The organism is Longimicrobiales bacterium (genome assembly GCA_028823235.1).
Taxonomy (GTDB): Bacteria; Gemmatimonadota; Gemmatimonadetes; order Longimicrobiales; family Gaopeijiaceae; genus UBA2589.
The window spans coordinates 57,453-76,699 of the sequence record JAPKBW010000013.1 but is presented as its reverse complement, the minus strand read 5'-3'; the positions used below and the strand labels follow the sequence as shown (position 1 = coordinate 76,699).

Sequence of the window (19,247 nt, the reverse complement as noted above, 5' to 3'; positions counted from 1 at the left end):
ATGCGTTGCCCACAGTGTGACGCGACGGAGAATCGAGTCGTCGATACCCGAGCGAGTCGAGGTGGGCGTGCCGTACGCCGCCGCCGGGAGTGCACCGTCTGTGGTACCCGCTTCACGACGTACGAGTACGTCGAAGAGCGTCCGATTCAGGTGCTCAAGCGCTCGGGTGCAATTGAGGATTTCGATCGAGCCAAGCTAATCGGGAGCGTAAAGGTCGCATGCGCGAAACGGCCAGTGTCGGCATCGGACATGGAGGCGCTCATCGATGACATTGAGGATGAGTTTTCACGAGAAGCCGGGGTAGAGGTACCAAGTGCGCGCCTGGGTGCCCTGGTCATGGAACGACTCAAGCCGATCGATCGCGTCGCATACGTGCGTTTTGCGTCGGTTTATCGGAACTTCCAGGACGCCGGTGAGTTCCAAGAATTCGTCGACGAAATGGCCGCTGCCCAAGACCGGGAGGAGCAGCGGCGCAATCAGGTCGAACTGCTCATTTAGGGTCGTTTCAGAGATCGTTCAGCGAACCCTGTGCCGATCCGTTCTCTCCATCGAAGTTCGAATACGCCGTGTCGATGATAAACCGCAACGCCAAGGGCGAGATGCCCTTTCTGGATCACCTTGAGGAATTCCGTTGGCGGATTCTCTGGGCGATGCTCGCGCTTATCAGCGCGTCGATTCTCTCGTTTGGTCTCGTCTATTACTTCAATGTGCTTGAACTGCTAGTAGAGCCCATTCGCGATGCCTACGATGATCCGAACCTTCGACTGATCTACCTGTCACCGGCCGACCCTTTCTTCGTTACGCTGCGCCTCGCGATTTACGGCGGTGTGATTCTGGCGTTTCCGATCCTGGTTTATCAGGTGTGGGCATTTCTGTCGCCAGCGCTTGAGAAAGATGAACGCCGCGCGATTGTGCCGGCACTCTATCTCGGCCTGTTGCTGTTCATTGGTGGCGTGGCGCTCGCCTACTTCGCGGCGCTTCCCGTTACGCTCGAATTCTTCAAAGCGTTCCTGACCGATTCTATCGAAGGGACTCTGGAGATCAACGCGACGCTCGGCTTTGTGGTGAAGATGCTTATCGCGTTTGGTACGGTCTTCGAGCTTCCGATTGTGATCCTCGCGCTCAGCCTCATGGGCGTCGTGACACCAGCCTTCCTGCGCTCTAAGCGAAGGCACGCAATCGTCATGATCACAGTTCTGGCCAGCTTCATCACGCCGGGCGACGCGATCACGCTGACCATCATGATGATGCTCCCACTCGTGCTGCTCTACGAGTTCGGCATCTTCCTCTCAGTGGGCGTATATCGCCGCAAGGCGAAGAAAGAGGCTGAGTACGAGAGGAGCCTGGCGCCTCCGACCGACTCAGTGGAGAAGGAGTGATCCGAGGTGCAGTCTGCCTCAAGAGGCTGCTCACCACGCTCTTCCTGCTGGCCGGACTGCCGGGTTCCAGTTCGGGACTGGCCGCTCAAGCCGTACTGGACACCGTCTCAGTCGATACTTTGGCTGTCCAACAAGAAACACAGGACACGCTGGCGGTCCCGGCTGATTCAGCGCGACTGGCTATACTGGAGCGACTGGAGCGACTGGACCGTCTGCCGGGGGCGGACAGCCTTCTTTATATCCAGGACTCGACGAGGATGGCGGAAGCCGCTTCCGGGAATCGCTCCGGGGGCCCGGGGATGGATTCCGTCGCGACCGCGCTCATGGCCATGCCCGGTTACTCGCTCACGGAGTACGAGGCTGAGTCGGCCGACTTCGAAGCGCAGGAACGCATTCTGATTCTGACTGCCCCGGATGCAGGCCGGGCGCGGGTCATTCAGGAGGGCCTCCTGATTGAGGCGGACACCTCGATCACCTTCGATGAGTCGACTGGATCGATGCGAACCGTTGGCCAGGCGACCTTCACGCCGCCGGATGGTGACCCGGTCGACGCCGCGAACATGATCTACGATCTGAGCCAGGGCAGGGGCACCGCCGTCGGCGCCACCACGTCCTGGAACCAGGAAGGGACGAACTGGAGGGTCACTGGGGACATGCCATTCGCAGCCCAGGACTCGACGTTCATGGTGCACGCAGAGTTCACGTCCTGTGATATCGAAGACGCGCACTACCACTTCAGGACGGACGAAATCAAGATCGTAGCTGGCAATGTCCTCGTGGCGCGGGGGGTGAAGCTTTATTTTGCGGATGTGCCGGTGGCGTGGCTTCCGTTCATGGCCCAGAGCCTGTCTCGTGGACGTTCTTCGGGCATTCTCACCCCTCGATTCAGCGTCAACGACATCCTCAGCACGTCGAGCGGCTATCGACGACGTGTCAGCAATATCGGATTCTATTGGGCGGCGAGTGAGTATTTCGATACACTCGCCGCAATGGACTGGTTCAGCGAGACCTTCTTCAGTTTGACTGGGTCGCTCAGGTACAACTTTCGACGGCAATTCCTGCAGGGGGACCTGGCCGTCCGGCGCTACTGGAACCAGGACGGCTCCACCGAGCTCGGGGTCGACACGCGCCACTCGTGGGAGATTGACGAGCGCACGCAGCTGCGTGTTTCTGGACGGTTCATCTCTAACAATGATTTCGTGCGGGAGAACTCGTTCAATCCCCAGGAAGTCACCCAGTCGATCGATTCGGAGGCCGGCATCAATCGGAGGTTTGGCTGGGGCAGCTTGTCGATGTCGGCCAATCGAAAGCAATTCCTGTCCGATGACCGGACTGAGTGGCTGCTACCGTCCGCGAACCTGTCGCTGTCTCCCATCACTCTCTTCCGAGCGCCGTCCAGCGAGGCGTCCTTCTACAACAACATGACGTGGTCGGGTTCGGGTGGTGTGCGGCGGAACACCGTGGACCGCATGCCCGGAGACTCAATCCTCACCCTCATGAACGCCGATACCGAGGTCATGGCGAGCTTTGCTCGGAGTAATCTGAGCATGGGTAGCCTTACGTTCTCCCAGTCGATCGATTTGAAAGAGAACCAGTCGTTCGGTATCCCCGAAGCGCTCCTCATTTTGGGTGATTCGGCAAACCCAGCCGACCTCATGGTCGGGGCGCCGGTTCGGGACGTGGCTGATGCCACGCTGGGTTGGTCGACGGGGCTTGGTTACCAGCAGCAGCTCCTTGGGTCGACGACGATTACGCCGAGACTGTCGATGTCGGGCCGCATGTTTCGATCGGACCAGGACACACTCGCCCATAACTTCGTCGCGGCACCTTCCCGCATGGCGTTCGGTGCCCAGCTCAAGACTGATGTTTATGGATTCTTTCCGGGCTTCGGGTCCTTTGAGGCGATCCGGCACAAGATTTCACCGGCTGTCGACTACCAGTGGAGCCCTGCGTCGAGCCCCAGTTCGCTACAGCAGGACGTATTCGGAGCGCGTGCGCTTCAACCGAAGAACAGGATCTCTCTTTCTTTAACACAGACGTTCGAGGCAAAGCGTCGCGCCTCAGACGAGGACATCGACAGCCTGAGCGTCGTGGCACCGGCCATGGGCCTGGATGGACTACCGATCGTCGAAAATTCACTGGGTCAGGCACCGGGGCCAACCGTTGAACGAGCTGATCCGACTGATCCGACTGGTGCGTCAAACGAAGACGGCGGTCCCACTCGGATGCAGGCTACACCTTCCCTGACGCTGCTTGCGTGGCGGATGAGCGTCATCCAATACGACTTCGTGGAAGCAGACTCCACCGGAATTCCATTGTCTGGCTTTGAGACCACGAGACTGTCCAATCAATTCTCGTCCGACTATCTGCGGGGGTTGTCGATTTCGATGGATCACGAGCTCTTCGTAGACGAGTTCGACGCAGATAACCGGATCACAAGCCGGTCGTTCGACCCGCACCTGGCTGGTGTAAATTTGGGTTTTTCGCTGGGATCCACGTCTTCGATTTTCCGCTGGTTGAGCTTTGGTGGAAACGATGACGAGGCTCCTCCGGAAGAGCCGGACAACACGGAGCCCCTCGAGTTTCAGGGTGCTACGGATGAGTCGTCGATCGTACCGGTGACCGGCCGGGGAGATGCATCGCCGATCAACTCCGCGCAGGGCGCGAGTGGCGGATGGAACGCGAGCCTGAGCTACTCGCTGCAAAGGCCACGGATCCCGAATGTGTCGATCATGAGTCAGATGGTCAGCGGGACGTTGCGGATCCAGCCTACTACCAACTGGAGTGTGAGCTGGCGAACGGCCTACGACCTCGAACGAGGTGCGTTCAACGACCACTCGATTCGCCTGACGCGAGATCTGCACCGCTGGCAAGCCAACTTCGACTTTCTCCAGACCGCCACAGGTAACTGGACGTTCCGGTTCGAAGTTTCTTTGCTCGACAACCGTGATCTTAAGTTCGACTACAACCAGAGAAATCTGGACCTCGGACTGCCGACTTCAGAGCGGTAGTCCCTTCCCTGCCTCTAGGCTGAAGGTGGAGGCCTGTCCCATGCTTGGTCGGAGAAGTGTCCTCGTGAAGGGACGTATCGCAATTCTTCAGAAACGGTAATGTATTGCAGTTAAACGATTTGAGGTTTGGTATGGGCCCTGCACTAGGTATTGCGAGCCGCTAGGTAGAGCCTGTCGAGTCGCACGATGCGCCGAGACGTGAGCCTGCCGATGGAGGAACGATGAAACGCTTGGCCCTTGGATATCTGGTTCTGATGCTGTCCCTGACGGCATGTGATGCCGATGTGACCTACGTGGTGGAGCTAGGGATCCCTGACGCGCCTCGAGCGCTCGCGGTCACGTACTACGCAGGATCAGTCCAAGTCACTTGGGAGCTAGGCCCTGAATGGGACGGAGAGGCCTTCCGGGTCTACTCCCGGCGCGTCACAGATGCTTCATGGTTCTTCATCGCGGAGGTGACCAGCTGCATCGACAATTTCTGCCTTTATGAAGACCTGAACATCGTCAATGGCGAGACCTACGAATATATCGTGTCCGCCGTAAGTGACGGCGGTGTCGAGACGGATAGCGATGTCGTCGTGGAGGTGTTCGTTCCTCCCTACACGACTCCACCGATCCCGGATGGGCCCAGGGTCGTGGGGCTTGATAACGCCAACTATCTGACGTGGGGAATCGCGTCGCAGGTGTCCGACGGGTTCTCCCACTACAGGGTCTATCTGGATGACGGATCGAGTTCGTTCCTGCTGGGGGAGACGGACTCCGAGGGCTTCCTCGATCTGCTCGCCGCAAACGGGCGAACGTACACCTACTTCGTGTTGGCAGTCGACCTAAATGGACACGAGAGCGATGGCAGTCCCCTTGCTTCAGGTACTCCGCGGCCGGACTTCACCGGTGAGTGGCTCTATGACTTCGCCGACGTACCGGCCAGTTCAGGTTTTCAATTCTCGGAGGACGAGAATGTTCTCCCGATCGTAGATGGTTTGGATCCCCTCCGGCACTTCCGTCTTGAAAGTGATGTGAACGGATGGTGGTTGGTACCTGGGCCGAACGCAGCAGTCTATCCGACGGGTTTCGCGACGTCCGCGCTCAAGTGCGGTGTGGCTGCCGACGCAGGCTGTGTTGATCTGCAGGTCGCTCCGACCGGCGGGTACGTAGTCCAAGCCATGAACGTGATTACTCAGGAGAGCTATGTGCTTCGGGTGATCGGAAACGACGGACAGACTCACTACGGAATGATCCGGGTAGACCTGCTCGGCTTCGATCAAAACAACGACGCGCTCATGATTTTCGACTGGGCCTACCAACTTCAGGCAAACAACCCGGAGCTGACCCAGAGTCGTGGCGGCTGAGTCACCATCGCTCAAGGCGGAAATGCGAACGAAGGGTCGAGCGCTGGGCGGCCCGGCCCTTCGTTCGTTCGGCTCGCGACATACGTTTCTAGCATGACACAAGTACTGGAAGCGATTCCGAATTTCTCTGAGGGCCGCGACGTCGCGAAGATCGAGCAGCTAGTCGCCCGTATTTCCGCTTTCGATGTGGAGGTCCTGGATTGGTCATCCGACCCTGATCACCATAGATCAGTCGTCACCTTCATCGGTGCGCCAGGTGATGTCGAGTCGGCTTCCGTCGAGGCCGCCCACTTTGCCTGCACGCACTTCGATCTCAGGCGCCACAAAGGGGTGCACCCGAGGGTGGGCGCGCTTGACGTCCTTCCCTTTGTCCCGGTGCATGGACTGACCATGAAGGACGCGGTGGTGTCGGCCCATCGCGTCGGGTCGGCGATCGCACGATTGGGTGTACCGGTATTCTTCTATGGGCAGGCGGCGAAGCCAGTGGGCCGAGGCCTGGCCCAGCTCAGGCGAGGTGGAGTTGAGGCGCTGGCAGATGGATGGCCTGAAGACCGGACACCGGACGTGCCCGTGGGGGCAAAGAGGCCGCACCCAAGCGCCGGTGTCACATGCGTGGGGGCTCGTCCGGTCCTGCTGGCCTGGAACGTCTTCGTGACGGGTGTCGAACTGGCAGAGGTCCGGCGCATCGCCGGCGTCATACGGGAGCGCGACGGTGGCTTCGCTGGCCTCCGGGCGCTGGGGCTCCGCCTGGCGGGTCAGGACCGAATGCAGATCTCCATGAACTTGGAGGACCCCGATCGGACGGCACCACTGGACGTTTTCGACAAGATCGACGCCGAGTTGAGGGCCGCAGGTGGGCAAGTCGTTGAGACGGAAGTGATTGGAATGATACCGGATACCCTTGTGCTTCCGAATTCGTCGGGCAAATTACAGCTTCCTTACCTGGGGCCGGCCCGGGTTCTTTCCCACCGTGTAGCCAATTATGTCATGGCTCATGCGGATGGACGCACGGAGACCTCGGAAATCGCCGAATGAGCATCGAGTCGCTCAAGCAGCAGTCGACCCGTTTCACGGTCGCCTATGAAGAGCTCCAGAATTCGCCGTCTTCCTTGGAGTACTACGACCGTGTCTTCTCGCTCGACATCAACTTCGCTGACGTAACCGAGCATCTCCGAGAGCGGCGTTAGGCTTGACCGTGCCTCAGTCACCGCGCCGCAATCGCTCAAAGAAGGCGAGATGAGTCAGGCCGCGAAGGTCGTACCGCCTCAGCTGTCCGCCATCCAGGCCCCTGTACGGGAGCCACTGGAGCGGGTAGGGGATGAGATCCGCCGGATTGTCCTCTCCGACTTTGATCATATCGAGGAAGTGAACGAACACCTTCTGTTCATGCGTGGGAAGCTGTTCCGGCCGATGCTTCTGCTGCTGGCGAGTCGTGTCGCGCAGCGAAACCATGACGAGACTCTTACGCTTGCGGCTGTGGTCGAGTTGGTGCATCTGGCGACGCTCGTCCACGATGACGCTGTTGACCATTCTGCACTGCGACGAGGGCTCCCTACGGTAAACGCACTGTGGACCCATCAGGTCGCGGTCATCATGGGTGACTACCTCTATTCGAGGGGTGTCTCTGAGCTCGCACGAATCGGCAATCTTGGAGCACTCGCGGTGTTGGCCAACGCGGCAAATGAGATGTCGGTCGGTGAGATGCATCAGTTGACGTCATATGATGCACTCGACTTCACTGAGGACGACTACTACCGCCTCATCGCAGCCAAGACCGCTTCATTGATGTCTGCGGCCTGCGAGATGGGCGCGATCGCCGGGGCGCCGGAGTATCAAGAGGCCTTGGCTCGGTACGGGCACAACCTGGGAATGGCCTTCCAGATCGCCGATGACTTGCTTGACTACACGGGCACAGAGGCTGTGACAGGGAAGCCCACGGGCCAGGATCTGCGTGAGCGGAAAGTGACCCTCCCTCTGATCGACACAATGAGTCGCGTCAATGAGGTCCAAGACGCTGAGATTCGGTCGTTTTTTACACGCATTGATCCGACGGATGACGAGATCGCTCGGATTGTCGCGATCGTCGTTTCCAAGGGCGGACTCGAATATGCCCGCGAGGCAGCGGCCCGATACGCGGACTTGGCGAGAGAGGCCCTCTCGGAGATACCGGATAGCGACGCGACCACCGCGCTTCGAGATGCCGTGACGTATGCAGTGGATCGGATCCGTTGATACGTTCTCAATGGAAGCCAGCTCAGGGAATCCTTCGGTCGAGTCACCAGTATGTTGGTTGATACCCGACGCCGAGGCGTCATACGGTTCACTTGGACGATGGTCTTGGGTTTGTTCCTCGGTGGGCTCTTCACGAAGCTCGTTGAGTTCTCGCTACCGTCGGGCACCGCGTCGAGGGAGTTCCTGTTGACTTCCGTGAATGCTTCGATTGGACCGCTTTCGGTGGACCTCGTGGCTGTCGCGTTTGACCTCGGCCCTGTTACACTCACCTTGAACTTCCTGACGATGGTCGGGATTGCGATCGTGGCGATGATAGTCCGTCAGTGGATCTGATTTTGAACGAACGAGGCCGATGCCTCGATGGAGGGTTTGAAAGATGGGGATAGGTGGAATCGGCATGGGTGAGATGATCCTTGCATTTATGGTTGTGCTTCTCTTGTTCGGCGCGAAGCGCCTGCCGGAAATTGGTTCGTCTCTTGGTAAAGGGATCCGGGAGTTCAAGAGCTCCGTGAGTGAAATCCAAGACGAACTGAAAGTCCCGAACGATCAGCAGCGGATTCATCATTCCAGCCCGCCGCCAGAGCCTGTGGTTGCGAACGCGGAAGAAGACGGTGAGCCACGGAAGCTGAGCGATAGCGTTCCGACGGAGAGCTGAACCCAGTAGCTCTGGGAACGGCGGTCCGGGGGGTAGCGCGGGTCAGGACATAAAAAGAGAGGGACGGGAGCTTTGGCTCCCGTCCCTCTCTTTCGTTCTGGCGTACCGGCCACGTGGGCCGGTGAATACCCCCCTCGGTGCTAGAAGCCCAAGGGCATCTGGAGCGCCAGGTCGTCATCTAAGGGTGCGAGGACGATGTCACGTCGGTCGACGATGTCGGCCGCACCCCGCAAGGCCTCGATCCACTCCTGTAGCCGGACCTGCTGGCGTGTTAGCACGGCCACCTGCCGCTGTATAGGAATCTGGGTGAGCCAGGCCGTTGAATCCGCCTCGACGCGCCCCAGTACCTCAATTACGTACGCATTTGCGGGCGTGGAAACCGCGTCACTCACTTGGCCAGGCAGAATTCCAAACGCTGCCCCGATCGCCGCATTCTGGCGCCCCACACCGGGCACGAACTCAGCCCGAGTGAAAGGCCCGGCCGTACGCAACTCCAGCTCAAGATCTGCTGCGATGTCGCCGAGGACTCCACCGCCACGAATGCGCGAGACGACGTCCCGAGCCTCCGTTGCGGCTCGCTCCATCTTTTTGTCGAAGAGAAGCGTGGAGCGAATCGGAACGGTTGCGTCAGTAAGCGGAAGAACTCCCTCTGGCTCTGAACTGATCAGCTCGATCGCGTAGAAGCCCGTCGAGGTCTCGAACACCGGACTTACCTCTCCCGGGGACGCTTCTTCGAAAAGCCAGTCGGACCCTTCGCTGACCTGGCCGGCCCCCGGAATGAAGGGAAAGTTCTGTGCAATATCCATTGTCGTGGCTGTCAGGCCTGCCGCAGCGGCCGCCTGATTGAGCGGCATGGCTTCGCCAAGATTCTCTAGCGAGTCGGCCATCGTGAGCAGTTCGATCTCACTGTCGTCGGTTCGCTCGATGTTGACGAGGATGTGCCGCGCCTGTGCGCTGTCAGCTGCCCAGCGGTCCTGAACCTCAAGGACGTGGAAGCCGAACGACGACTGAACCGGACCAACCACCTGACCGATTGGGGCGGCAAATACGGCAGAGTCGAATGGCGGCGTCATGTAGTTTTTCACGAAGACACCGAGGTCTCCTCCGGCAGGAGCGGTCGCCTGGTCCGAAGATTCAGCAGTCGCGACCTCGGTGAAGTCCTCACCGTCCACGATCCGCTGACGGATCGCGGATGCCCTCTCAGTCGACGCCACTGTGTCTGCGGCCGTCGGCGTTTTGTCGAGCACGACGACATTCACGCTGGCGCGTGCGGGCACCTCAAATTCTTCCTGATTTGCATCCCAGTATGCCTCGACTTCGGCATCCGTGACCGTGAAGTCGGTGTCGGCGTATCGATTCGCGGGATTCATGGGGACGTACTGAATCTCGACTTGCTCGCTTTGATCTCTGTATTCCTGCCAGAGCTCCGCGTCCGAGGCGAAGATCCCGGAGGAGACCTGTCGAAGGAGCTTGCCTCGTGGAATCACGTCTCGGTAGTAAGTCTCCAGAATCAGGAGCTGCTCGGGCGGAAGCGAGACGAGGAAGGACTGATAACCTGCGAGATCCAGGTTCCCGGCCTCATCAAGAAACTGCGGACGCAGGTAGTCCGGCGGCTGAAACTGCGCGGCCTCACTTATTTCCTGGCTAGTGACCGCAATGCCGCGACGGTCTAGCTCCTGCAGAATGAGCAACTGGTTCACCACCTCGTTGAACGCCGCATCTTCGATGTCGGAGTTCTGTTGGGTGCTGATTAGCTCTTCCTGAGATCGCTGAGCCTGATCATAAATCTGACGATATGCCGCCATGTACGAATCGTACATGACAGGGTCGCCGTTCACAGATCCGATCGCACCAAGGCCACCACCGCTTTGACCAGAGGCATCCATGCCCCACTCGAAGACCATAAGGCCTACGAATGCGATCGCCGCTAATAGCATGATCGGCTTCGTCGCTTCCCGCATTTGACGCATCATCGCGCTTTGTCTCCTACGACCACTTTACGTATGTAAAACCGCAAAAAAACAGGCCCGAAAGGATAACCGCTCGTGTACGCTGTCTCAACGGAGAGGCGAAATCCATTCTTGGGGGGACGTGGGTTGCGTGTCCTCCGGTGGCGCGGTTCCCGGAGGAACGGATGGCGGTTTGGGAGTCCAGTCGTCGCCGGAGCGAATCCGTCCACGATTCTCCCGAACGCATTTTCGTTGACACTTTTTCCGCGCAATCCGTATCTTCTCGCGGTGTAGGGACTATCCATCTTCCTTTGCATTTTACCGGAGCACGCGTGTCTGAGTCACTCGACCAGGAGATCCAGACTCTACAGTCGATCTATTGGTCTGAGCGCGACCCGGATGGGCTGGCGTTCGCGCCGCTCGCGGATGCCTTTCTCCGGAAAGGTGAAGTCCGGGAGGCGCTCGACCTTCTGGCTGACGGTACGTCGCGCCATCCCGATGTCGCGACGGGCCATGTCGTGGCATCACGTCTGTACCTCGAGCAGGGGATGCACGGGGAGGCTGAGTGCGCCACGAGGCGTGTGCTAGATCTTGATCCGGGCAATATCGTCGCACTCTCGACGCTTGCGACGATTCTGGCAGATCGCGGCGAGTGGGACGAGACGGCCACGTTGCGTGGAACACTCGTAGGACTGGATCCAGAGTCGGAGGAGGCTGGCTCTACACCACAGCTCGATGCCTCGGTCGCAGACGACACGACCGACTTGGCAGACGCAGCGTCGGGGCAGCTTATCGAACTGGTCTCGGTCGAAGAGGGAGGGCCTGCCTCCTTGCTCGATGAGATGACCCTGGGCGACGGTGGGGCAGCCGACGAGGACCCCCAACTTCGGGATGCCCTGTTCACCCTCGGGCTTTCGGATGAGAGTGTCAGCGACGCCGGATCTGTCGGCCTGAGTGAGGTCCTCCCGGACTCCGATGCAATCGACACTGAAGGAGTGTCCGTTAATGATAGGGACGCAGTTTCGACAGCTGTGCCAAGTGGCGTGGAGGCCGCACTAGCGGGCGCTGAGACCGACTTCGATAATTTTGATTCGATCGCGGCAGCGCTGGCCGGAATGGATGACGACTCCGTCGGCGCGGTCATCGCAGACACCGATGCGGTGGATCTCGCGGCCCTAGCACCAGAGCCGGCCGCCGACGTGATGGACTTGAGTTTGCTTTCGCCCGACGCGGACCCCGAGCTCGAAGAGCATCCCGATGCCCTGGAGCTTGGCGACATGGCCTACGTCCCGGATGAGAGTTCTGAGGTGGACAGCGAAGCGCCACTCCACACGAGGACACTCGCTGAGCTCTATGTGAAGCAGGGCTTCGTCGACCGGGCGCTTGGCGTACTCCACAGTCTGCTGGAGGCTGATCCAGACGCAGATGACTTGCGAACGCGGATCGCGGAACTCGAGGGCAGGCCCGTGCCGGCGGACGAATCTCCTGCACGGGTGGACAGCCTCGCCCCTGAGGGCGGGCAGGAAGCTGACACACCTGCAGACTCGACTGACCAAGAAGCGTCTGCGGAGGAAGGGCCGGGCACCGCGGTGGCGACCGAGGAAGATGTCGAAACGCTGGCACGTGAGCTTGCCGAGATTGGCAACGGTGTGGACGATGTTGACACGCCGTTCGCCTGGCCTGGAGAGGAAGCGGAAGCCTCCGAACCTGAAGCGGACCGGGGAGACATCGGTCGGTATTTCGATGCAATCCTCAACTGGACTTCTGGCAATTAGCGCCGGTCGTTTGAGAGGCGTCTCATGAGAATCGCGGTGGTCCACGGGCCCAACCTCCGTCTACTCGGTCGCCGAGAGCCCGAGGTGTACGGACGCGACACTCTGGATGATGTGAACCGCATGATTGCTGATCTGGCGGAAGAGCTCAGGGTCGAGGTCGAGATGTTCCAGTCAAACCATGAAGGGGAACTCATCGACTTCATCGACGAAGCTTCGGCCCGCGTCGACGGATTTCTGATCAATCCGGGTGCCTATACCCACACGTCCATCGCTCTCAGGGATGCGCTGACGGGCGTCGATCGGCCGTTTGTCGAGGCGCACCTGTCGAATACGGCCGGGCGAGAAACCTTCCGTCGGCATTCGTACCTTTCTCCCGTCGCCAGCGGTGTGGTTTATGGCTTCGGTGTCCAAAGCTATCTTCTAGGGCTACGCGGCCTGGTCTCCAGGCTCCGCGGCTAGCCTCCTACACGTTCAGCGAATCAACCGAGAGATCGCATGGCCAGTACGGCAGATTTCCGTAACGGGATGGTGATTGAGATCGACGGCGATCTCTGGGCCATTTCTTACTTCCAGCATGTGAAGCCCGGGAAGGGTGGGGCTTTTGTGCGCACCAAACTCAAGAATGTCCTTACGGGCGCGGTTGTGGAGAAAACCTATCGCGCCGGCGAGAAGGTGAATGACGTACGTCTCGAGCGGCGCCCGGTGAACTACAGCTACACGGACGGCGATCTCTATTACTTCATGGATGCGCAGACCTTCGACCTGATCCCGATCGCTGCGGATCTCCTGGGAGAGAACCAGCTCAAGTTCCTCAAGGAGAACATGCCGTGTGAAGGGCTGGTTCACGATGAGAAGGTGATCAGCGTGGAGTTGCCTCAGTTCGTCGAGCTCCTCGTTACGGAGACGGATCCGGGATTCAAGGGCGACACTGCGCAGGGCGCGAACAAGCCGGCAAAGCTCGAGACCGGTGCCACGATCAACGTTCCACTATTCGTCGAGCAGGGTGATGTGTTGAAGATCGACCGACGTGAAGAGAAGTACCTGTCGCGGGTGAACCTATGATGGACTTCGACTTCATCGAGCGGCTGATTGACGCTCTCGACAACAGCTCCGTCGATTCGATCGATATTGAGCGCGGTGGCACGCGAGTGCGGTTGTCCAAGAGCCCGAGTGGTACTGTGGTGGCTCCTGTTGCGGTTACCGCGGCTCCCGCACCTGCGGTGGCTCTGCCGGCGCCTGCAGCGACTCCTGCCACCGAAACACCGGTCGCGGCCAGCAATTTGGTGGAAATCATATCCCCGATGGTGGGTACGTTTTACCGCTCACCCGGACCGGACGCACTCTCTTATGTCGAAGTGGGGGCTCGTGTGATGCCCGGGGACACGCTCTGCATCATCGAAGCCATGAAGCTCATGAATGAGCTCGAGTGCGAGGTGACAGGGACGATCGCCGAGATATGCATCGAGAATGCGCAGCCGGTCGAATTTGGACAGGTCCTGTTTCGGGTCGACCCTAGCTAGGGCGACACCAACTCGAGTCTGCCCCGTGAGGGGCGTGAATTGGATTGGACCACCCGCATGAATGGGCCAGGTGCGATCCAGGAGATAAACATTTGTTCAAGAAGGTCCTGATCGCGAACCGGGGGGAAATCGCCCTCCGCATCATTCGCGCCTGTCACGAGCTCGGAGTGGAGACGGTGGCCGTCTACTCTGAGGCCGACCGTGAATCTCTCCATGTTCGATTTGCGGACGAAGACGTATGCATCGGTCCAGCCCCTGCGACCGAGAGCTACCTGAACATCCCACGGATTATTGCTGCGGCTGAGGTGACCGGCGCGGAGGCGATTCACCCCGGTTACGGCTTCCTTGCCGAGAACGCCGAATTCAGTGAGATCTGCGCTCGCGCGGATATCACCTTCATTGGGCCTACTCCAGATCAGATCAGGTCCATGGGCGACAAGGCGACCGCTCGGGCTACCATGATGAAGATTGGGGTGCCGACGGTGCCAGGTTCCGATGGGATTATCGACACGGTCGAGGAGGCACTTCCAGTTGCGGAGGAGATAGGCTTCCCGATCATGATCAAGGCGTCCGCTGGAGGGGGCGGAAAGGGCATGCGCTTGGCCGGAAGCATAGAAGAGTTCCCTAAGCTCTTCACAGCGGCCCAGAACGAGGGAAGAGCTTCCTTCGGGAATCCTGACGTCTATCTCGAGCGGGCGATCATCAAGCCCCGTCACGTAGAGATCCAGGTGTTTGGCGACGCACACGGCCGAGTGGTTCACTTTGGCGAGCGAGACTGCTCGATCCAGCGGCGGCACCAGAAGTTGGTGGAGGAAGCCCCTTCGCCTGCGATGACAGCAGAACTGCGTGCCGAAATGGGCGAAGCAGCCGTGAAAGCGGCCAAGGCCATCGACTATGTGGGCGCGGGGACGGTCGAATTTCTGCTCGACCAGAGCGGAGAGTTCTTCTTTATGGAGATGAATACTCGCATTCAGGTGGAGCACCCAGTGACTGAAGTCACGACGGGTATCGACCTTCTGAAAGAACAGATTCGTGTAGCTGCGGGTGAACCCCTCCTCGTGCCTGACTCTGTGGAACATCGCGTGCACGCGATCGAATTTCGGATAAACGCAGAGGACCCCGATCGCGATTTTGCTCCGGCGCCGGGGACGATCACCACGTTTCACCCGCCAGGCGGACCGGGCGTACGTCTCGATACGCATATCTACACGGGCTACCGAGTGCCGCCCTACTACGATTCGCTCCTCGCAAAGCTCATCGTGAGTGGGAACACGCGGGAAGAAGCCATCGTTCGGGCACGACATGTGCTTGATCACACCATCATCGAAGGTATTCCGACCACCATCCCGTTTCTCCGACGAATCGTGGATGACGAAGCCTTCGTGCGAGGGGAAGTGGACACGGGCTTCGTTGCCCGTATGATGGCGGAGGGCACACCGAAAGAATGAGGATCGACACATACTTTACGGTTCCTGAGGTCGACACCGGCACGATCGGTGACGCGACGGTTGTGGTCATCGACGTAGTTCGTGCGACGACCACGATCATTGAGGCCCTCGCCAACGGAGCACGTGCGATCTACCCCACGGACTCGACCGAAGAGGCTGTGCGGCTGGCGTCCTCAATGGGCAGGGAGGACACACTGCTTTGCGGTGAACGGAAGGGGCATAAGGTCGAAGGTTTCGACCTGGGAAATTCGCCTCGCGAATTCACCGAGGAGACGGTTCAGGGCAAGAAGCTCGTGATGAGCACGAGGGACGGAACTCGGGCGCTGAACGTTGGTCAGGAAGGGCGGCGACTCCTTCCTTGTGCATTCACGAATTTGGGTGCGGTCGCGAAAGCCGTCGCTGGGGACGAGCGTCTCGTCATCATCTGCGCAGGGCAGGACGACCGCTTTTCTCTCGATGACGCGCTGTGCGCGGGCCACCTCATTCGGCGGCTCGTGAAAGAGGTCGATGAGGAACCAGCGCTCAACGATTCGTCACGGGCTGTTCGCGCACTGGCCTCGGCGCGCAACCCGACACGGGAGTTCCTGAGTCTCGCCTCCGGTGGGGCTGCGATCATCGAGATCGGTCTGGGCGATGACCTCGTGATCTGCTGTGATATCGATCGTCACGAAATTGTCGCGCTCATGACTGATCAAGCCATTACGCGAGTCGAGGCGTGACAAAGAAACGCGGAACCGGTAAGGGCAGCGTTAAGAGCCGCTCTGCGAGCAAGGCCGCCACAGGCGGAAAGAAGGCGGAGCGCGGCCGCTCGGGTGCGGCTAAGAAGACGAAGTCCTCTGCCGGAAAGAGTGGCGGCGGTGGCTTCGCCCTGACCGCGGGACAGCGCAGGGAGATCGTGGCCGTCGGGATGCTTTCGATCGCTCTCGTTTTCCTGCTATCGCTCGTGCCCGTGTCGATTTTCGGACAATTGGGCGATCAGTGGTTCACTCAGGACAACATGCTCAAGGGTGTCGGAGCCAGCATCAAAGAAACCTTACTAGGTGGCGTCGGACACTCCGCGATTCTGGTGCCCATCTTGTTCGGCGTGCTCGGACTAAGGGTCGGCAACTGGCTCTCCTGGGAGCGGACCATTCGCTCCGGGCTGCTGGTGACCGGGCTGCTGGTGATCGTTCCCATCGCCGTGTGGACGCTCTCTGCCGAGAATCCGATTCCGGCTGGATGGTTGGGAAAATTATTGGGCAAGCCGTTGGTAGAGCTCCTCGGCCCTTTCGGTGCGATGCTGGTCGACGGGGTTCTCTTCGTGGCATTGAGCATTGCAACGCTTGGGTGGAATCCGCTTCGCTCGGTAGGAAAGGGCGTGATCGTCAGTGGCGAGGCTGCAGGCCGAACGGCGAAGGTGCTTGCGGACAAAGGCAAGGAGTTTAAGGAGGTTCATGCCCAAAACGCGGCGGCTCGGGCAGAGCGGATGGTGGTGCAAGAGACGGAGGGGGCAGTCGAGGGGTTCGCGCCGGACTGGATGGATGGCGCGGACAAAACCGCGGGTGATGATCCCGGTCCAAGATCGACCTCGCCTTCGAATGAGGGGCTGTCAGTCGAGGAGGGTGCCGCCGAGGTACATCAGGAGACGCCGTCGGGCTCGTCGGGCGACGCAGAGGCTGGTGAGGTGGCCGAGGACGAATGGGATGCCGAGCACGAAGGTGATCTCGTAGATCCCAACGCGGGCAGCGACATCGAACATGAGGTGCCACCGGTCGACCTTCTCAGCGCTCCGCAGTCTCAGGATCGAACCAGTATGGAGCGGGAGCTCGACAAGCTCGGGGAAGTCCTTGTGGACAAACTCCGTACGTTCAACGTCGAGAGCTCGCTCGGAGGCCGGACCACAGGACCGGTCGTCACGCAGTTCGAGGTCGTGCCGGCCCCCGGCGTGAAAGTGAATCGGATCGCCAACCTCGACGCCGATCTGGCACTAGCTATGAAGGCGCGCACGATCCGCATCGTTGCGCCCATTCCGGGCAAGGGCGCGGTAGGTGTTGAGATCCCTAACCCACAGCCGGAGATCGTGAATCTGAGGGAGATGCTCGAAGCTCCGAATTTCCGACGGGCCAAAGGGGAGCTTCCACTCGCACTCGGGAAGGATCTCAACGGCAAGCCGTACGTGGCCGCTCTGGAGAAGATGCCACACCTCCTCATCGCTGGCGCGACCGGTGCGGGAAAATCGGTCTGCCTCAATACGATTGTTACGAGCCTGGTATACCGACACACGCCGGAAACCCTGCGGCTGTTGATGATCGATCCAAAGATGGTCGAACTCTCTGTCTACTCACGCCTCCCGCACTTGCGGCACAACGTGGTAACCGACCCTCGGGATGCAGCCGGCGTACTGAAATGGGCTGTCCTAGAGATGGAGCGGAGGTACGCCCTCCTCAAGGCGAACTACGTCCGCTCACTCGGGGAGTTCAACAAGAAGGTTCGCGAGGACCAGGTCCTCCGGCGCTCAGAGCCTAAGGGCCCAGAAGGAGACGAAGACCGGTGGATCTACTCCGAAGGCGTCATGCCGTACATCGTCGTTGTGGTCGACGAGTTGGCGGATTTGATGATGACGGTCCAGTCGGAGGTGGAGAAACCGCTGACTCAGCTCGCGCAGAAGGCGCGAGCCATCGGGATTCACCTCATCGTGGCGACGCAGCGGCCCTCAGTGAACGTCATCACCGGGTTGATCAAGGCGAATTTTCCGACGCGAATCGCGTTCCGGGTCGCGTCCAAGACAGACTCTCGGACGATTCTCGATCAGAACGGCGCCGATGCGCTTCTCGGCAACGGGGACATGCTGTTCCTGCCGCCCGGCGGCTCTGTGCCCGTTCGAATTCAGGGTGCCTACCTATCCACCGAGGATACCGAGCGACTGATGGGATGGTACGTCGATCTTCTCGAGAAGCATGCAAGCGAGTCGGGCACGACGCTCGACGTGTCTTCGGAGCCGGACATCCTTCAGGAGGTCAGGGAGCAGCAAGAGGAGGAGTCAGGGGGAAAGGACGCCATCAAGGGCGACTGGGACGAACTCTTCCGTGCCGCGGCCGAAGTGTGCATTCAGAACGGCGGCGGCTCGACCTCTCTTCTGCAACGCCGCTTGAGCATCGGGTATGGACGGGCGGCCCGAATCGTAGATCAGCTTCACGACGCGGAGGTCCTAGGTCCATCCGATGGATCGAAGGGACGCGAGGTCCTCGTCATGATGGATGAACTGGACGACATCTGTTGAGCAGGGTCGCAGAATGAAGTGGTGCGGATCTTTGCCCTTGTTGGCCCTGCTCGTACCCACAGCGGCTGGAGCCCAGGACCGTGGCTTGGATGTGCTCCATGGGGCCGCGGATCGTTATGAGTCGGTGGAGGCCCTGTGCGCGGACTTTACCCAGCACCTGCTTGTACCACTTCTCGGAGTCGAGCGTACCGGGAGTGGTCGACTCTGCCAGGGGCGCCCCAACCTGTTCGCGATGCGCTTCGGTGATCCTGAGGGCGATTTGATCGTTGTCGATGGCGAGAGTGCCTGGGTCTACTTCCCGAGTAGCGACGCGCGAACTGTCCTGAAGACGACGGCGGACCGCAGTGCGGGTGGCAGGGACTTCCATCGAGAGTTTCTGGAGGACCCGGAACAGAAGTACGAGGTCACGTATGAGGCATCGGAGTCGATCGAGGGGCATGAGACGCACCGACTCCTGATGGTACCCAAGAACCCCATGTCGTATCGCGCAGCCTTGGTCTGGATCGATGAAGGGCAGCCCGTACTTCGACGAGTTCGACTCGAGGAAGAGAACGGAAACGTGCGGACGATCACGCTTGAGAATGTCGGGTTTGGTGCTGATCCGGGTAGTGGGTTCTTTTCGTTCACCCCGCCGCCTGGCGCCTTGGTAATGGAGCGATGATCAGGATGC

Annotated in this window: 18 protein-coding genes; 17 read left to right on the top strand and 1 reads right to left on the bottom strand. The window is 59.8% G+C overall.

From position 1 onward, the window contains the following. The 9 genes from nrdR to OSA81_09225 all read left to right on the top strand — a co-directional run bounded on the left by nrdR (position 1) and on the right by OSA81_09225 (position 8,626). A complete protein-coding gene (gene nrdR / locus OSA81_09265) occupies positions 1 to 498 on the top strand; it encodes a transcriptional regulator NrdR (protein MDE0899193.1) in 498 nt (165 codons plus the stop codon). 74 nt (positions 499 to 572) lie between these two features. Next, entirely contained in the window at positions 573 to 1,379 is an 807-nt protein-coding gene (gene tatC / locus OSA81_09260) for a twin-arginine translocase subunit TatC (GenBank protein ID MDE0899192.1), read from the top strand. Next, positions 1,376 to 4,390, top strand: coding sequence for a putative LPS assembly protein LptD (locus tag OSA81_09255; GenBank protein ID MDE0899191.1), 3,015 nt, complete (start codon positions 1,376 to 1,378; stop codon positions 4,388 to 4,390). Before tatC ends, OSA81_09255 begins: the two co-directional genes overlap by 4 nt. Positions 4,391 to 4,611: 221 nt before the next feature. Beyond that, positions 4,612 to 5,739, top strand: coding sequence for a hypothetical protein (locus OSA81_09250; protein MDE0899190.1), 1,128 nt, complete (start codon positions 4,612 to 4,614; stop codon positions 5,737 to 5,739). Between the two features lie 93 nt (positions 5,740 to 5,832). Continuing rightward, entirely contained in the window at positions 5,833 to 6,774 is a 942-nt protein-coding gene (gene ftcD, locus OSA81_09245; protein MDE0899189.1) for a glutamate formimidoyltransferase, read from the top strand. Next, positions 6,771 to 6,926 (top strand): hypothetical protein, encoded by a 156-nt coding sequence (locus OSA81_09240; GenBank protein ID MDE0899188.1) that lies wholly within the window; start codon positions 6,771 to 6,773, stop codon positions 6,924 to 6,926. The genes ftcD and OSA81_09240 overlap by 4 nt, the downstream gene beginning before the upstream one ends. 49 nt (positions 6,927 to 6,975) lie before the next feature. Continuing rightward, positions 6,976 to 7,971: a polyprenyl synthetase family protein gene (locus OSA81_09235; GenBank protein ID MDE0899187.1), complete on the top strand. Its 996-nt coding sequence runs from the start codon at positions 6,976 to 6,978 to the stop codon at positions 7,969 to 7,971. 51 nt (positions 7,972 to 8,022) lie between these two features. Continuing rightward, complete coding sequence (locus OSA81_09230) at positions 8,023 to 8,304, top strand: hypothetical protein (GenBank protein MDE0899186.1); 282 nt, start codon at positions 8,023 to 8,025, stop codon at positions 8,302 to 8,304. 64 nt (positions 8,305 to 8,368) lie between these two features. After that, the gene (locus OSA81_09225; GenBank protein MDE0899185.1) at positions 8,369 to 8,626 is read left to right on the top strand and encodes a twin-arginine translocase TatA/TatE family subunit; all 258 of its coding nucleotides are present in this window, start codon (positions 8,369 to 8,371) and stop codon (positions 8,624 to 8,626) included. 140 nt (positions 8,627 to 8,766) lie between these two features. Here the strand turns inward: OSA81_09225 and OSA81_09220 are convergent, their stop codons facing one another. Continuing rightward, entirely contained in the window at positions 8,767 to 10,599 is a 1,833-nt protein-coding gene (locus OSA81_09220) for a peptidylprolyl isomerase (protein MDE0899184.1), read from the bottom strand. 308 nt (positions 10,600 to 10,907) lie between these two features. Between OSA81_09220 and OSA81_09215 the strand changes: the two genes are divergently transcribed. From OSA81_09215 to OSA81_09180, 8 genes are all read left to right on the top strand, one after another. Further along, on the top strand, positions 10,908 to 12,350 hold the full coding sequence (locus OSA81_09215) for a hypothetical protein (protein MDE0899183.1): 1,443 nt from the start codon (positions 10,908 to 10,910) through the stop codon (positions 12,348 to 12,350). Positions 12,351 to 12,374: 24 nt separating this feature from the next. Further along, positions 12,375 to 12,809, top strand: a complete 435-nt coding sequence (aroQ, locus tag OSA81_09210; protein ID MDE0899182.1) for a type II 3-dehydroquinate dehydratase — start codon at positions 12,375 to 12,377, stop codon at positions 12,807 to 12,809. Between the two features lie 36 nt (positions 12,810 to 12,845). Beyond that, positions 12,846 to 13,412, top strand: coding sequence for an elongation factor P (gene efp, locus OSA81_09205; GenBank protein ID MDE0899181.1), 567 nt, complete (start codon positions 12,846 to 12,848; stop codon positions 13,410 to 13,412). Next, on the top strand, positions 13,409 to 13,870 hold the full coding sequence (gene accB / locus OSA81_09200; GenBank protein MDE0899180.1) for an acetyl-CoA carboxylase biotin carboxyl carrier protein: 462 nt from the start codon (positions 13,409 to 13,411) through the stop codon (positions 13,868 to 13,870). Before efp ends, accB begins: the two co-directional genes overlap by 4 nt. A gap of 92 nt (positions 13,871 to 13,962) precedes the next feature. Beyond that, positions 13,963 to 15,318: an acetyl-CoA carboxylase biotin carboxylase subunit gene (gene accC / locus OSA81_09195; protein MDE0899179.1), complete on the top strand. Its 1,356-nt coding sequence runs from the start codon at positions 13,963 to 13,965 to the stop codon at positions 15,316 to 15,318. Beyond that, positions 15,315 to 16,037: a 2-phosphosulfolactate phosphatase gene (locus tag OSA81_09190; GenBank protein MDE0899178.1), complete on the top strand. Its 723-nt coding sequence runs from the start codon at positions 15,315 to 15,317 to the stop codon at positions 16,035 to 16,037. Before accC ends, OSA81_09190 begins: the two co-directional genes overlap by 4 nt. Next, positions 16,034 to 18,577 carry a DNA translocase FtsK 4TM domain-containing protein gene (locus tag OSA81_09185; GenBank protein MDE0899177.1) on the top strand — a complete coding sequence of 848 codons (2,544 nt, stop codon included), beginning with the start codon at positions 16,034 to 16,036 and terminating at the stop codon, positions 18,575 to 18,577. Before OSA81_09190 ends, OSA81_09185 begins: the two co-directional genes overlap by 4 nt. After that, a complete protein-coding gene (locus OSA81_09180) occupies positions 18,555 to 19,238 on the top strand; it encodes an outer membrane lipoprotein carrier protein LolA (protein ID MDE0899176.1) in 684 nt (227 codons plus the stop codon). Before OSA81_09185 ends, OSA81_09180 begins: the two co-directional genes overlap by 23 nt. The last annotated feature ends 9 nt before the right edge of the window (positions 19,239 to 19,247 follow it).